Below are 15,782 nucleotides of genomic sequence, written 5' to 3' on the forward strand. Positions count from 1 at the left end.
TGGCGGCCGGCGCGCGTCAGCGCTTGGGCACGAACAGCAGGAAGGCCAGCACCATGTCGCCCAGGTCGGTGAGCAGCTCGTTCCAGCTGCTGGCCTCGCCCATGCCGCCGACGCTGTCCAGGCCGAGGAAGCGGGCCTGGGTGGCGTAGATCAGCAGCATGGCGGAATCGATGGCGCGCTCCGGGTTCGGGTGGCGGATCTCGGCGCCGCAGGCCCGCAGCAAGCGGATGAACTTGGCGTGGTTGTCCTCGGCCGACTGCCGCCCCGCCGAGTTGATGGCCGCGTCGCTGGGGCCGCGCAGCATGAAGGCGCGCAGCACGCTGGCGTTTTCCTTCAGCAGCGTGCCCAGCCCCGCCACCACGGCCGGCACCACCTGCTCCAGGCCGCGCGCCTCTTGCGCGATGCGCTCGGCCTCCTCGGTGAAGCGCTCCCCCATGCGTTCCAGGAAGCGCACCTGCACCACGCGCAGCAACTCGTCCTTGCCATCGACGCGGCCATACAGGGAGCCGGTCGAAACGCCGGAGCGCTGGCAGATCTCGGCCAGCGTGATCTGGTCGTAGGCCCGCTCGCGCAGCAGGTCGATGGTGGCTTCGATGATGCGTTCGAAGGACTGGCGGCTGCGGCCTTGTTTCGGCGCGCGCGCGTGGGCGCTGGTGGACGGCATGGGAATGGTAGGCAAAGTATAGTTAAGTAAGAATCAACATTCTGATTATAGCCAAAGCCCGTGGCGAAGGGAACGCCGGCCGCCTCACAGCCGCCCCGCCTTCAGCTGGGCCACCGCGTAGTCCACCGCGCGCGCCGTCAGCGCCATATAGGTCAGCGACGGGTTGACGGTGCCGCCGGAGGCCATCGCCGAGCCGTCGGTGACGAACAGGTTGCGCACGCCGTGCACCTGGTTGCGCCCATTGAGCACCGACTCCGCCGGGTCGTGCCCCATGCGCGCGCCGCCCATCTCGTGGATGGAGACGCCGGGCAGCGCGCGCGCCGGGATCAGTTGCACCCGCTTGGCGCCGGCCGCCAGCAGCATTTGCTCCGCCTGTTTGCCCGCGTCCACCGCCATGCGCCGCTCGTTCTCGCCGTAGGCCACGTCGAAGCTCAGTTGCGGCAGGCCGAAGCCGCCCGGGTTCTTGTCGTTCAGCGTGACCCTGTTGTGCGCCTGCGGCAGCTGCTCGCCGAACGCGCCCAGGAAGGCGATCCAGCGGCCCGGCCGCGCGATGTTGCGCTTCATGCCTGCGCCGAAATCGTCCGTCAGCGCGGCGGTGTTGGTCCAGTCGTCGCGCATGGCGCCGCCCTGGAAGCCGTAGCCGCGCGTGAAGTCGGCATCCGCGTCCTGCCCGCCCAGGTTGCGGAAGCGCGGCATGTAGACGCCGGTGGCGCGGCGGCCCTTGTAGTTGCTGTCGTCGAAACCGGGGATCTCGGCGAAGGCGCCGACGCCGTGGTGGTCGATCAGGTAGCGGCCCAGCGCGTCGCTGTGGTTGCCGATGCCGTTGGGGTGGGCCGCGCTGCGCGACTGCAGCAGGATCTGCACGCTGCCGAAGGTGGACGCGCACAGGAACACCACCTTGGCCTTGAAGGTCATGCGCTGGCCCGTCTTGGCGTCGATGACGCGCACGCCGGTGGCCTGCCTGGTGCGCGGATCGACCTCGATGGCCTCCACCACGCTGTCGGTGCGCACCGTCAGGCGGCCGGTCTTTTGCGCCGCCGGCAGGGTCGCGCTGAGCGAACTGAAATAGGCGCCGAAGGAGCAGCCGCGGTTGCAGATGCTGCGGTTCTGGCACGGGCCGCGGCCATTGTGCGGCACGGTGAGGTTGGCCACGCGGCCGATGGTCAGGCGGCGGTCCTGCCACTTGGCCTCGATGCGCTGCTTCAGCGCGCGCTCCACGGCCGTCATCTCCATCGGCGGCAGGAAGTGGCCGTCGGGGAAGCTGTCCATGCCCTCGGCCTGGCCGCTCACGCCGATGAATTTCTCGACGTGGGTGTACCACGGCGCCAGGTCGGCGTAGCGGATCGGCCAGTCGTTGCCGTGGCCGTCGCGCGCGTTGGCGCGGAAGTCGTCGTCGCCCCAGCGGTAGGACTGGCGGCCCCAGGTCAGCGAGCGTCCGCCCAGCACGTTGGTGCGGTGCCAGCGGAAGGGCTTCACCTGCTCGTAGGGGTTTTCGCGGTCGTTGATCCAGTAGTGGCGGTTGGCCCAGCTGAAGGCGCCGCGCTCGATCTTGCTCTGGATTGGATACTCGCGCTCGTCCAGCTCGCGGTCGGGCAGGCCCTGGTTGGGCGCCTGCCACGGCGGCGTGAATTCGTGGGTGTAGCCCTTCTGGTGCTCGACCAGGCCGCCGCGCTCCAGCACCAGCGTTTTCAGGCCCTTCTCGGTGAACTCCTTGGCCGCCCAGCCGCCGGTGATGCCGGAGCCGATGACGATGGCGTCGAATTGGGTGGATTTGCTCATGTCGCTCCTTCTTAGATGACGGTCTGGTAGGGCCAGGTCTTGATGTCCAGGTTGGACTCGAACTTGCCGGGCACCGGCAGATAGCGCAGTTCCCTGGTGCTGCCCGCCTCGGAGGTGAAGTAGCCCAGCACCACCAGGTCGCGCAGGCGCAGGTAGAACGGCGCCTTGGGGTCCGTGACCCGGTCGGCCAGCGAGAAGGTGCGGCCGGTGTAGGGGCTGGACTCGCGCAGCGCCTGCAGCAGCGCGGCGCCCTGCTCCGCCGTGCATTCGGCGTAGCCGCGCTGGAAGCGCTCGCGGGCGCTGGCGTCCAGCGCGGCCAGGCCGTCGCGGAACCGGGCCGCCTCGTCGGCGCGCATCCAGCGCGCCACCAGGGCGTCGATGAATTGCGGCACGCCGGCCTCGGTGGCGCCGGGCGTGTCGGTGGCGGGGACGATGACCTCGGCGGCGGCCGTCAGCACCGCCAGCTCCGCCTTGCCGAGGCCCGGGTTCGATGGCGCAGGGGCGCCCGCCGCCTTCAGCGCGGCGGCGGCCGAGGCGCTGCTCCACACGCCGGCCACGGCGGCGCCGGCCAGCAGCGCGGCCAGCACGTCGCGGCGCGAGACGCCGCCTTCGGCGTGCCCGCCGTGGTCCGCGTGATCGTGGTGATCGCCGTGCGCCGCGCCGGGCAGGCTGGTGAACTGCACTTTACTGATCTTCATGCTTGCCTTTCTACTGAACTAGAACTGCGCGCCCGCGCGCAGCCCGAACGTGCGGGGGGCGCCCAGGCCGAAGCCGCCGGGCAGCAGGCTTTCGATGGTCACCGTGTTCTCGATGTTGCGCACATAGGCCTGGACGAAATAGCGCTGCGACGGCGCCGTGTAGCCCAAGCTGGCGTCGGACTTGCGGTAGGACGGCTGCCGGTAACGCACCGCCGCCGCCGAGTCGCTGAGGAAGTAGGCGCCGTTCAGGCGCGTGCCCACGCGGGCCGCGACGCTGGCGCCGCTCTCCAGCGCGAAGGTGTGGGCGTAACCCAGGCTGGCGTTGTAGGCCGGCGCGCGGTCGATCTGCTGGCCGGACCAGTCCCGCCCCGCCACCGGCTGGTAGGCGTTGAACTTGCCGTCCGCCGTGGCGGCCGAGAAGGTGACGCGGTCGTCCGGCGTGGCCGCGTAGCTGCCCTCGACCTCCACGCCCTTGATGTTGGCGCTGGAGGCGTTGGTGGTGAGCGCGCCGCAGTTGGCCGCCGTGCCGGCGCCGGCGCAGACCACGGAGGTGAGCTGCATGTCCTTGTAGTCGTAGTGGAAGGCGGCGGCGCTCAGGCGCAGCTTGTTGCCGAGGAAGCGGCCCTTGACGCCGCCCTCGATGGAGACGATGTTCTCCGGCTTGTAGCCCGAGCCGCTGGTGTCGTTGAAGCCGCCCGCCTTGTAGCCGGTGGAGACGCTCCCGTACAGCATCACGGCCGGCAGCATGTCGTAGTCCGCGGCCAGGCGGAAGTTGGACTTCGCGCTCTCGACGCGGGCGCTGTAGCCCGGGCCCGTGGCGCTGCCGCTGAGCGGGTCGTGGCCGGACTTCTCGTCGCGCGTGGCGCGCGCGCCCGCCGTCACGCGCAGCTTGTCGCCCAGGCGCCAGGTGGCCTGCCCGAAGGCGGCCTTCGAGCCGCTGTGCACCTCCGGCCGGAACGGCACCGTGATCAAGGGACCGGGCGTCTGTGTGTTGTAGGTGGAGGCGCGGAAGATCTCCTCGTCGAAGTGGTACAGGCCCGCCACCCAGCTCAACGCACTTTTGCCGGCCGAGTTGAGGCGCAGCTCGTGCGTGAGCTGGGTCGACTCGCCCCGCACCACGCTGTACAGCGGGAAGCCGAAGTAGGTGCCGTTGTTGATCTGGTCCACCTCCGCGCGCAGCCGCGCGAGCTGGTAGGTCAGGTCCACCGCGCCCAGCGTGGTCTTGAACTCGGAGCGCAGCGAGCTGGCCACGTCGCGCTTGTGGGTGTCGCTGTTGATGAAGCGGCTGGCGGCGGTCAGTTGCGCGCGCGCGCCCCGGTCCACGTACACGGGGTCGGCCAGGTTGTTGCCGCCCGCGATGGGCGCGCCGCTGAAGAAGTTCGTCAGCGGCACGGTGCTGCCGCCGTTGCCGCCGGACTTGCTGCGCTCCGCCGTCAGCAGCCACGAGGTGGCGGGCGAGAACGTGAACAGCGCGTGCAGGCGGGCCGCGTTGTCGTCCTGGTTCTCCAGCCCCACCGTGTTGGGGCCGGGACGCAGGTAGGTGTCGCGCCGCACGGCGGTGGCGGCGGCGCGCAGCGCCAGCGCGCCGTTCACCGGCACATTGAGCATGGCCTCCGCGCGGCGCGCGCCGTAGTCGCCGATGTCGGTGTCCACGCGACCCTCCAGCCGGGGGCCGGGCTTGTTGGTGATCAGGTTGATGGCGCCGGCGGTGGCGTTGCGTCCGTACAGCGTGCCCTGCGGCCCGCGCAGCACCTCGATGCGCTCCAGGTCCAGGAAGGCGCCCAGTTGCGCCTCGGTGCGCCCGACGTAGGCGCCGTCCACGTTGAAGGCGGTGGACGAGTCGCCCTTCTCGCCGGTGTCCAGGCTGACCACGCCCCGGATGGCGACCTGCAGCTTGCCCGAGTCGGTCGATATCTGCACGTTGGGCGCCAGCTCGGTCAGCGCCACCGCGTTGGTGGCGCCGGCCTGGCGCAGTTCCTCGCTGCCGATGACGGACAGCGACAAGGGCGTCTTGGACGCGGGCTGGGCGATCTTCTGCGCCGTGACGACCACTTCGATCATCGGCGCCTCCTGGGCGGCGGCGGCGCCGGCCGCGCACCAGCCGGCCAGGATCAGCGCCTGGCGCGGCCGGACCAGGGCCATGCGGTTTGCAACGGTTGGGTGGGGCACGCTTGTCTCCGGATTTCTGGTTTTTTTATGCTTGCTGCGGATGAGCATAGCACAATTTATAGAACCAACATTCTAATTTTTATTGATGCGCCGCCGACGTGCTGCGCGCGCCCACCACCTGCTCCGCCAGCAGGCGCAGGCTGGTTTTCACCTGCTCGTCCAGGCACTGGCCGTCGGCGCCGAACAGGCGCGTGCCGGCCGTGTTCAGGGTCACGCCCAGGGGCGTGGGCCAGCCGCGCAGCGCGTGCACGATGGAGCGCATGGCGCCCAGCGTGGTGTTGCAGCCCTGCCAGCCGGCCGCCGTGACGATGCAGCCCACCGGCATGCCGTCCAGGTACACGCGCTCGTCCGCGCGCAAGTCCTCCAGCAGGTCGATGGCGTTCTTCACCAGGCCGGACACGCCGCCGTGGTAGCCGGGCGAGGCGAAGATCACCGCGTCGGCGCGGCGCACCGCCTCGACGATGGCGCGCTGGCCCTCGCTGCGCTCGTTCTGTTCCGGCGAATAGCCTTCCAGCGCGGCCAGCGCCTCGCCGCCGAACAAATCGGTGTGCGCGCCCAGTTCACGGGCGTGCTCCAGCGCCACCCGCAGGGCGCTTTCGGTGCTGGAGCCGGGACGGGTGGTGCCGCCGATGCCGACGATGTAGGGCGCGCGGCCGTTGGCTTTCGCGACGATGGATGGCTGGTTCATGATGTCTCTCCTGTTTTCTTGATTGCCTGGTTTGCGTGGCGGACCGGCGGCCCGCCACGCTTGTTTAGCTTGTTTGTTCAAACGCCCCGCGGGACCACTTGCACCGCCAGCGGCAGCTCGTCGCTGGCGCGCCCGATCAGCAGGTCGACCGCGCCGGGCAGCGTGCTCCAGCCGTCGCGCCACACCTGCAGGCGGCGCAAGGCGACCGGGATGCGCACCTCGCGCTCCTCGCCCGCTTCCAGCGCCACCTTGGCGAAGGCCACCAGCGTCAGTTCCGGCTGCGCGCGGTACACCTGCACCACCTCCGCGCCGGCCCTGCCGCTGGTGTTGCGCAGCGTGACCGTCACCAGCCAGCCGCCGTCCGCGCCACCGCCCTCGTCCCGGACCACGCGCGCGTCGCGCATGGCGAAGGCCGCGTAGCCGAAGCCGCTGCCGAACGCCTGGCGCGGCTTGACGCCGTTGGCGGCCAGGCCCCGGTAGCCGATCCGCACGCCGTCGCCGTAGCGCAGGTCGCCGTTGGCGTCCGGTTGCAGCGACAGCGCCGGGTAGTCCGCGTCCTCGCGCGCGATGGTGACGGGCATGCGCCCGCCCGGTTCGCGGTCGCCCGCCAGCACCTGGGCCAGCGCCGGGCCGAACTCCTGGCCCGGATACCAGCAGTGCAGCACCGCCCTGGCCCGGTCCGCCCAGCGCGTGTCGAAGGCGTGGCCGACGTTGGTGACCACCACCGTGTCCGGATTGGCCGCGCAAACGCGCTCGATCAGCGCGACCTGCTCCGCCGGCAGGCGGGTGTCCGGCCTGTCCTTGCTCTCCACGCTGGCGTCGGACGTCTCGCCCACCACCAGAATCACCGCGTCGGCCTCGCGGGCGGCCTGTTCGGCGCGCGCCATCATGGCCTCGGCGCCGCCGGGACCGCGCACGCCGTACCACAAGCCCTGGCAGCGCGCGGCGGTGTAGCGCAGCTCCACCACCACGTCCACTTCCCCGCCCCGCTCCAGCGCGATGCCGACGCAATCGGCGTCGCCGCTTTTCAGGCGGCCCATCACGTCGCCGGGCGCCAGCTGCTCGTCGCGGCGGAACACCTCCTCGCCGCCGACCAGCAGGCGCAAGGCGCCGGTGCCGCCCACGTAGAACAGGTGCTCGCCCGATTCGGCGGCCGTGTAGACGCCGCTGGCGCGGGTGGCGGCGGCGCGCTGCAAGGCGCCGGCAGGATGCACGCCGTGGAACCAGGTGAGCGAGTTGGTGTCGCGCGTTTCGCTCAGCAGCGGCGCGCCTTCCAGCGCGGCGTTGTCGAAGTAGTCCACAGTCATGCCCTTGACGCGGCCGTCGCCCAGCGCGCGGGCCGGTGTCACGGTCATGCGCGGCAGCTTGGGCTGCGGGTCGACGCCGGGCTCGTAGCACACCAGCGCCTCGCCGAAGCGCGCTCGCAGCGCCTCCAGCGGCAGCGCCGCATCCGGCTTGACGGCGATCTTGGCGAAGGTGCCGCCCTGGAAGCAAGGCGCGCTGGCGTTGGGGCCGATGACGGCGATGCGCGGCCAGCGCCTGGTGTCCAGCGGCAGCATGGCGTCCTCGTTGCGCACCAGCGTGAAGCCGGCGGCGGCGGCCTCGGTCAACAGGGCGGCCGCCTCGCCGTCCGGCATGGGCGCCCCCTTCCCCGCGCCGAAGCGGCGCGCGGCGGTGGCCACGCGTTCGGCCGCGTCCCGCAGGCGTTCCAGCGGAACCTCGCCCCGCTCCACGGCGGCGGCGCTGCGCGCGCCCAGGTGGCGGGCCGGTCCCGGCATTTCCAGGTCCAGGCCGCCGGCCAGCGAGCCGGCGGTGGAATGGGTGCCGAACCAGTCGCTCATGAACACGCCGGGGAAGTTCCACTCGTCCTTGGCCACGCGCCGGATCACGGGCGCCGCCTCGGCGCACCAGTCGCCATTGACCTTGTTGTAGGCAGTGAGCATGCCGGCGCAGTCCGCGCCCGCCGCCATCTCGAACGGCAGCAGGTAGACCTCGCGCAGCGTGCGCTCGTCGACCACGGCGTTCATCTGGTCACGCGCGGTCTCGCTGTCGTTGCACACCAGGTGCTTGGCGATGGCGCCGGTGCCCACCGACTGGCAGCCCCGGATCCAGGACGCGCCCAGCGCGCCGCACAGCAGCGGGTCCTCCGAGTAGTACTCGAAGGCGCGGCCGGCCAGCGGGCTGCGGGCCAGGTTCAGGTTGGGGGCCAGCATCAGGTCCACGCCGTGGCGTATCGCCTCACCGCCCACCAGGCGCCCCACCCTTTGCGCCAGCGCCGTGTCCCAGCTGGCGCCCAGCGCCACCGGCGAAGGCGTCAGCAGCGAGACGTCGCGCTCGTCGATGCGGGCGCCGGCCACGCCCATCGGGCCGTCCGCCATGTGCAGCGGCGGGATGCCCGCCTCAGGCACCGCCGCCGTCGCCCACATCGACGCGCCGGCGGTCAGCATGGCCATCTCGTCCAGGGTCAACTCTCTCGTCATTCCGATCTCCTCCCGCATGGCCGCCGGCGCTTATTTAAAGGCCGGGAACACGTGTTCGGCCAGCAGGCGCAAGGTCTGGTTGGCGTAGGCCATGCGCTCCTCGGTCACGGGGCCGGTGGTGGTGCCGCACAGGATGTTGCCGATGCCGACCTCCTGGTAGGCGCGCAGCTTCCCGATCACCGTTTTCGGGCTGCCGTACAGGCACCACGTGGCCATCCACTCCTCGGTCAGCGCGTGGCCGGTGCGGTCGGTCTTCTTGTTGGCGTCGTCCGACTCCGCCTTGGCGTTGAAGGCGGCCTCGCGGTCGATGGCCTCCTGGTAGGACGTGAGGATGCGCAGCATTTCCTCGTGCGCCTGCTCGTCGGTCTCGGCCAGGTGCACGGCCTGGTAGCTGTGGGTGGTCCACGACAGCGCGTCGGCGACGGTGTCGTCCGAATGGCCGGCGGCCAGCAGCTGGTCGTGGTAGCTGGCGAAGTACTTCTTCACGTGGCTGATCGGGTCCGTGCCGCCGATCTGCGGCGGCGTGAACGCCGGGATGAAGGCGGGCCAGCCGTTGACGGCGGCGCGCGTGATGCTGCTCTCCTTCATCGCCACCGGCATCAGGCGCGCGTGCTTGCGGCCGTACGGGCCGGGGGCGATGCGCTGCAGCACCTTGCCCTTGTGGAAGCCGTGCAGCTCGATCGGCTCGTCCTCGACCTTCTTGGCCCATAGCGCCTCCGCCGCCTGCAGGTTTTCCTCGGCGATGCGGCCGGCGTCCTTGTAGTTGACGCCGAAGCCGATCATCTCCTCCGGCGTGGTGCCCGAGCCGATGCCGACCAGCAGCTTGCCCTTGGTGAGGTGGTCGAGGATGTTGATGCGCTCGACGAAACGCACCGGGTGGTGCAGCGGCACCGAGGTGACGGAGAAGCCGAAGTGCATGTCCGGCAGCTTGGCCGCCAGGTAGGAGGCGAACATGTAGCTGTCGCTGGCCACCGGCATGTAGCCGTTGAAGTGGTGGTCGGGCAGGAAGATGGCGTCGAAGCCCAGCTTGCCGGCCAGCAGCGCGTGCTGTTCCAGGTCGACGATCAACTGCTTGTCCGCGTCCGCGCTCATGGTGCGGCCATTGAGAAAGACTGAGAAGCGCATAGTAGGTTCCATAGTGTTGGGTTAGACGGCGTGGCGACCCGGACGCGGCGCACCTCGGCGGTGTCGCCAGCCTTAAATCATAATCCGAATTCTAATTATGTTATTGCGGTTTCAAACCGAAGTCAACGAAACCTTGAAAATTGTGGCAGCGCCGCGGGCGCGCCCGGCACAGGCGGCGCTGGCCCAAGGCCGCCATAACGTGATATTGTTGCGCAATCAATAAATGATTGCGCAAACATAATGCCCACAAAAATCAGGGGACTACGTTGGTGGATGATAGGTTTGATCATGCTGGGCGCGGTCATCAACTATCTGACGCGCAGCACGCTGGCCGTGTCGGCGCCCACGCTGCTCTCCGAACTGAACATCACCACCCAGGAATACTCGTACATCACGGCCGCCTTCCAGGGCGCCATCATGCTGCAGCCGCTGTGCGGCTACGTGCTGGACGTGATCGGCCTGAAATACGGATTCGCCCTGTTCGCGGCGGCGTGGTCGGTGATCTGCATGGCGCACGGCCTGGCCACCAACTGGCAAGCCCTGGCCACCCTGCGCGGCCTGCTGGGACTGGCCGAGGGGTCGGCCAACCCGGCCGGCATGAAGGCGGTTTCCGAATGGTTCCCGGCCAGGGAGCGCGGGCTGGCGGGCGGCATCTTCAACATCGGCGCCTCCCTCGGCTCCATGCTGGCGCCGCCGCTGGTGGTGTGGGCCATCCTGCATTACAACTGGCAGTCCGCGTTCGTGATCACCGGCGCGCTGGGCCTGGTGTGGGTGGCGGCCTGGCTGCTGCTGTACGACGCCCCGGCCCGCCACCGCCGCCTGTCGGCCGCCGAGGCGCAACTGATCGCCGCCGGCCAGGAAACGCACCTGCAAGGCGACGGCGCGCGCCCGTCCATTCCCGCCATCCTCAAGATGCGCAACTTCTGGGGCATCGCCCTGCCCCGCTTCCTGGCCGACCCGGCCTGGGGCACGCTGTCGTTCTGGGTGCCGCTCTACCTGACCACGGTGCGCCATTTCGACCTGATGCAGATCGCCATGTTCGCCTGGCTGCCGTTCCTGGCAGCCGACCTGGGCTGCCTGTTCGGGCCGCTGGTGGTGCTGGCCCTGCAAAAGCGGGGGGTGCGCCTGATCAACGCCCGCCGCGGCGCGTTCACCCTGGGCGCCTGCATGATGATGGGCGTGGCCTTTGTCGGCTTCGTGGACAGCCCCTACGCCGCGATCGCCTTGCTCAGCCTGGCCGGCTTCGCGCACCAGACCCTGTCCGTCACCGTCATCACCATGGCGTCCGACCTGTTCCGGCGCAACGAGGTGGCCACCGTGGCAGGCATGTGCGGCACCTTCGGCAACCTGGGCCTGCTCATCTTCTCACTGCTGATCGGCGGGCTGATGGCCAGCGTCGGCTACACGCCCTTCTTCGTCAGCCTGGCGGTGCTCGACCTGCTGGCCGCCGTGCTGCTATGGACCCTGGTGCGCGAGCCCGCCCCCCTCATCGAAAAAACAGCATGATACGAAACCCCATCCTCCCCGGCTTCAATCCCGATCCGTCCATCGTGCGGGTGGGCGACGACTATTACATCGCCACGTCCACCTTCGAATGGTATCCGGGCGTGCAGATCCACCATTCGCGCGACCTGGTCAACTGGCGCCTGCTGACGCGCCCGCTCACGCGCGCCAGCCAGCTCAACATGCTCGGCGCGCCCGACTCCTGCGGCGTGTGGGCGCCTTGCCTGAGCCACGCGGACGGCTTGTTCTGGCTGGTCTACACCGACGTCAAGCGCTACGGCCGCACCTCCAGCGGCGGCGCCGCCGGCGCCGCTTCGCTGCGCGACTTCCACAATTACCTGGTCACCAGTCCGGCCATCGACGGCCCGTGGTCCGATCCGGTCCACCTCAACAGCAGCGGCTTCGACCCCTCGCTGTTCCACGACGACGACGGCCGCAAATACCTGCTGAACCAGCTGTGGGACCACCGCCCCGGCGGCAACCGCTTCGCCGGCATCGTCGCGCAGGAATACTCGGTGGCGGAACGCCGGCTGACCGGCCGCCGCGAGAACATCTTCAAGGGCACGGCGCACGGGCTCACCGAGGGCCCGCACCTGTACAAGCGCGACGGCCACTACCACCTGCTCACCGCCGAGGGCGGCACCGGCTGGAACCATGGCGTGACCATGGCCCGCGCCCGCCATCCGCATGGGCCGTACGAGCTGCATCCCGACCAGACCATCCTCAGTTCGCGCCACCGTCCGGACGCGGAGCTGCAGCGGGCCGGCCACGCCGACCTGGTGGACACCCGGGACGGCCAGACCTATATGGTGTACCTGTGCGGCCGGCCGCTGCGCAATCGCGGCACCTGCACGCTGGGGCGCGAAACCGCCATCCAGCCCGTTGTGTGGGGCGAGGACGGCTGGCTGCGCACCGTCGATGGACGGGGAACGGCGGAGGCCAGGGCCGCCGCGCCCAAGCTGCCGGAGCACCGTTTCGACCCCGAGCCGGCGCGCGAGGAATTCGACGCGCCGCGACTGCCGCTGGCCTTCCAGTGGCTGCGCACACCGTGGCCGGAAGAGCTGTTCAGCCTGGCCGCGCGGCCCGGGCATTTGCGCCTGTATGGCCGCGAAAGCCTGGGCAGCCTGTTCCGCCAGGCGCTGGTGGCGCGGCGCCAGCAGGCGCACTGCTACAGCGCGAGCACCGTGGTCGAATTCGAACCCGAGCATTTCCAGCAGCAGGCCGGGCTGGTCTGCTACTACGGCGGCGCCAAGTTCCATTACCTGTACATCACGCACGACGAGACGGTGGGCAAGCATTTGCGCGTGATGAGCAGCCTGCCCAACCACGTGCAGTCGGACAGCTTCACGGCGCCGGTCGCGCTGCCGCCCGGCGTGCCGGTGCAGCTGCGCGTGGACGTGGACGAGGAGCGCCTGTATTTCGGCTACCGGCTGGACGACGGCGACTGGCAATGGCTGGCGCAGCAATTCGACGCCAGCATCCTGTCGGACGAGGCGAACGCGCCCGGCCAGCCCAACTTCACCGGCGCCTTCGTCGGCATGGCCTGCCAGGACATGGCGGGCACCGCCCTGCACGCCGACTTCGACTATTTCGAATACCGCGAGCGGCCATATTGCGTCAACCCGATGGGGGCGCCGTCCGCGGCCGAGCCGGCCTAGGCGAACGATCCGGTGGACCGGGTCAGGCTGCGCGCGCCGGCATCGTCCTCAGCACGTCCGCGATAGCCGCGCGCATCGGCTTGGCCCGCAGCTGCGCGTCGTACGGACATGGGCGCGAAGGCAGGCCGTCGCGGCGCTTGGCGTCCTTCCACGTTTGCAGCCAGCTGACGTCGTCGCTCAAGCCCCACAACAGGAAGTCGCGGCAACGCGGATAGCTCAGCGTCAGCTCGAGGAAATCGCGCGCGATGCCCGCCGCCGCCGCGTCGCGCTGCGCGATGTCGGCCGGCAGTTCGCGGTCGCTGACGTCGAACTCGGTGATCAGCAAATCCAGCCCCATGCCGCTGGCCTCGTCGAGGAAGGCGCGCCACTCGCGCAGACCGCGTGCGCGCGCCTCGCCGTCGCCGGCGCCGCCCCACGCGCCGATATGACTTTGCAGGCCCAGCGCGTGCACGGGCGTTCCGCGCGCCTTCAGGCCGGCCAGCAGTTTCAGCACGCCGGCGCGGTGTTTGGCGCTGTCCTTGCCCGGCCCCATGTAATCGTTGTAGACCAGCTGCGCGTGCGGCGCGTGTTCCCGCGCGAGGCGGAACGACAGGTCGATCTGCTCCAGCGCGCCCATCTTCTCGTTGAGCGCATTGGCGATCAATTCGCCGGTGCCGGGGTTGACGGCCTCGTTGACCACGTCGTAGCTGTACACGTCCTTGCCGAAGTGGCCGCAGGTGGCGGCGATATGCTCGCGCAGCAGACGCTCCGCCTCTTGCGCGGGATTGGCGCCGAAACCGTGGCGGGTGACCCATTCCGGCAGCCAGCGCGGGTCCTGCCACACCAGGCAGTGGCCGCGGATCAGCATACCCTGCCGCTTGGCCCAGCCGAACAGTTCATCGGCCCGGCGGAAATCGTGCGGCCCCGGCTTCGGCTGCAGCGCCTGCCATTTGCTTTCGTTTTCCGCCACCAGTACGCCGCATTCGCGCGCCATCAGCGCGCGATAGGCCGGATTGTTGAAATGGGTCCGGCTGGCCTTGTCGTTCATCGTGCCGATGGCGTTTCCGAAGCGCAGGCCCTTGCGGGCCGCCAGCGCCTTCAGGGTTTCCCCGCCTTCCTCGTCCTTCCCGGCCGCGCCCCAGGCGGCGGGCGCCGCCAGCATGGGGGCCAGCGCGGCCAGTTGCAACAATGATTGTCGGCGCGTCGTCATGGATCGTGTCTCCGGTTGTTGTATGTGATGCACGAGTGTAGGAGCGCGCCGGCGTGAGTGTCAACATATTTTGTTATACGCAACCATTCACAATAAGCCATCCGTTTCTCTTGCATGGCGGATTCGTGTAACATGAAAACTGTTTTTCTTGATAGCGCAAACATTCAATAAAAGGAGACCGCACTTGATAACACCACGCCCCGCCGCCGCGCTCGTCGCACTCGCGCTTCCCCTCATGTTCGCTGCCGCCTCGGCGCAAGCCGCGCCGGACTTCCGCAACCCCGTCATCACGGGCTTCAGCTCGGACCCCAGCGTCTGCCGCGTCGGCGGCGACTACTATCTCGTGGCCAGCACCTTCAGCTACTTCCCCGGCGTGCCTGTCTTCCACAGCAAGGACCTGGTGCACTGGCGCCAGATCGGCAACGCCCTGACCCGCCCTTCCCAGCTGCCGCTGGAAAAGCAGGCCACGTCGCGCGGCATCTTCGCGCCCACCCTGCGCTGCCACGGGGGCCGGTTCTACCTGGTGACCACCAACATCAGCAACGGCGGCAATTTCATCGCCACCGCCACCGATCCGGCCGGCCCCTGGTCCGAGGTCACGTGGCTGAAGGATGGCGGCGGCATGGACCCCTCGCTGCTGTTCGACGACGACGGCAAAATCTATTACACGCGCCACGGCGGCGGTGAACACGGCGGCGCCTACCAGGCCGAACTCGATCCGCAAACCATGCTGCCCAAGGAGGCGCCGCGCGAGATATGGAAAGGCACCGGCGGCGTGTGGCCGGAGGGGCCGCACCTGTACAAGCGCAACGGCTGGTACTACTTGATGATTTCCGAGGGCGGCACCTCCTACAACCACAGCATCACGGTGGCCCGTTCGCGCTCGCCGTGGGGGCCGTTCGAGGCCCATCCCAGGAATCCGCTGATCACCCACCGCGACCATCCCGGCCTGCCGCTGCAGGCGGTCGGCCACGGCGACCTGGTGCAGACAGCCGAGGGCGATTGGTGGATCGTGATGCTGGCCATCCGCCCCCACGAGCGCACCCACCATATCGGCCGCGAAACCGTGCTGGCGCCGGTCACCTGGAGCGACGACGGCTGGCCGGTGATCAACCATGAAAAGCCGGTGACGCTGCGCATGTCCGGTGACCGCCTGCCGCCATCGCGGCCCTGGCCCGCCGCGCCGGACACCGAGTCCTTCGACGGCAAGGACCTGGGCGTGGAATGGTATTCGCTGCGCGCGCCGGCCAGCGCCCTGTATTCACTGAGCGAACGCCCCGGCCACCTGCGTCTGAAAGGCAGCGGCGACACGCTGGCCACGCTGACCACGCCGGCCTTCGTCGGCATCCGCCAGCGCGACCTCGCCATGCACGCCTCCACCGCGCTCGATTTCAAGCCGGGCGCGGACGGCCAACTGGCCGGCATCGTCGTGCGGCAGGACGAGAACAACCACTACCAGCTGGTGGTGACGCGCGACCAGGGCCGGCGCATGGCGCGGCTGGTGTCGGTGGTGAAGGGCCAGGCCACGGTGGTTGGATCGCAGCCGCTGCCCGATGGCGGGGACGGCGAGGTGACGCTGGCGATCGACGGCACGCCGGCCGCCTACACCTTCAGCGCGACCGCGCAAGGCAAGACCCACGCGCTGGGCGCCCTGCCGACCGCGCCGCTCAGCTCCGAGAAGGCCGGCGGATTCACGGGCGTGTTCATCGGCCTGTACGCGAGCAATCCGGCCAAGGCGGCGATGCCGCCCGCCGATTTCGCGTGGTTCAAATACCAAGGCAAGGAATAAAAAAAAGCCCGGCGGCTTGGCGCCGCCGGGCTTTTCAACC

General features: G+C 69.5%; 11 protein-coding genes. 3 read left to right on the forward strand and 8 right to left on the reverse strand.

The window, feature by feature from the left end:
• Nucleotides 1-16 precede the first annotated feature (16 nt).
• The 7 genes from BM436_RS06830 to BM436_RS06860 all read right to left on the reverse strand — a co-directional run bounded on the left by BM436_RS06830 (nt 17) and on the right by BM436_RS06860 (nt 9,603).
• Nucleotides 17-664: a TetR/AcrR family transcriptional regulator gene (locus BM436_RS06830; RefSeq protein ID WP_093554738.1), complete on the reverse strand. Its 648-nt coding sequence runs from the start codon at nt 662-664 to the stop codon at nt 17-19.
• 84 nt (nt 665-748) lie between these two features.
• Nucleotides 749-2,443, reverse strand: coding sequence for a GMC family oxidoreductase (locus tag BM436_RS06835; RefSeq protein WP_093554739.1), 1,695 nt, complete (start codon nt 2,441-2,443; stop codon nt 749-751).
• Nucleotides 2,444-2,454: 11 nt separating this feature from the next.
• Nucleotides 2,455-3,141, reverse strand: a complete 687-nt coding sequence (locus BM436_RS06840) for a gluconate 2-dehydrogenase subunit 3 family protein (protein ID WP_093554740.1) — start codon at nt 3,139-3,141, stop codon at nt 2,455-2,457.
• An 18-nt stretch (nt 3,142-3,159) separates the two neighbouring features.
• Entirely contained in the window at nt 3,160-5,310 is a 2,151-nt protein-coding gene (locus BM436_RS06845; protein ID WP_229489461.1) for a TonB-dependent receptor, read from the reverse strand.
• A 79-nt stretch (nt 5,311-5,389) separates the two neighbouring features.
• Nucleotides 5,390-5,998, reverse strand: a complete 609-nt coding sequence (locus tag BM436_RS06850) for an NADPH-dependent FMN reductase (protein WP_093554742.1) — start codon at nt 5,996-5,998, stop codon at nt 5,390-5,392.
• A gap of 77 nt (nt 5,999-6,075) precedes the next feature.
• On the reverse strand, nt 6,076-8,478 hold the full coding sequence (locus BM436_RS06855; RefSeq protein WP_093554743.1) for a glycoside hydrolase family 3 protein: 2,403 nt from the start codon (nt 8,476-8,478) through the stop codon (nt 6,076-6,078).
• A gap of 30 nt (nt 8,479-8,508) precedes the next feature.
• Nucleotides 8,509-9,603 (reverse strand): LLM class flavin-dependent oxidoreductase, encoded by a 1,095-nt coding sequence (locus BM436_RS06860; RefSeq protein ID WP_093554744.1) that lies wholly within the window; start codon nt 9,601-9,603, stop codon nt 8,509-8,511.
• 273 nt (nt 9,604-9,876) lie between these two features.
• Here BM436_RS06860 and BM436_RS06865 point away from each other — a divergent pair, with 273 nt between their 5' ends.
• On the forward strand, nt 9,877-11,109 hold the full coding sequence (locus tag BM436_RS06865) for an MFS transporter (protein WP_229489463.1): 1,233 nt from the start codon (nt 9,877-9,879) through the stop codon (nt 11,107-11,109).
• Entirely contained in the window at nt 11,106-12,764 is a 1,659-nt protein-coding gene (locus BM436_RS06870; RefSeq protein WP_093554746.1) for a glycoside hydrolase family 43 protein, read from the forward strand. Before BM436_RS06865 ends, BM436_RS06870 begins: the two co-directional genes overlap by 4 nt.
• Nucleotides 12,765-12,786: 22 nt before the next feature.
• On the opposite strand, the gene BM436_RS06875 is transcribed toward BM436_RS06870, so the two are convergent.
• Nucleotides 12,787-13,953: an endo-1,4-beta-xylanase gene (locus BM436_RS06875; protein WP_093554747.1), complete on the reverse strand. Its 1,167-nt coding sequence runs from the start codon at nt 13,951-13,953 to the stop codon at nt 12,787-12,789.
• A gap of 184 nt (nt 13,954-14,137) precedes the next feature.
• Here BM436_RS06875 and BM436_RS06880 point away from each other — a divergent pair, with 184 nt between their 5' ends.
• Nucleotides 14,138-15,742, forward strand: coding sequence for a glycoside hydrolase family 43 protein (locus BM436_RS06880; RefSeq protein WP_143132998.1), 1,605 nt, complete (start codon nt 14,138-14,140; stop codon nt 15,740-15,742).
• The last annotated feature ends 40 nt before the right edge of the window (nt 15,743-15,782 follow it).

Source organism: Pseudoduganella namucuonensis (genome assembly GCF_900116645.1).
In the GTDB taxonomy this organism is placed as follows: Bacteria; Pseudomonadota; Gammaproteobacteria; order Burkholderiales; family Burkholderiaceae_D; genus Rugamonas; species Rugamonas namucuonensis.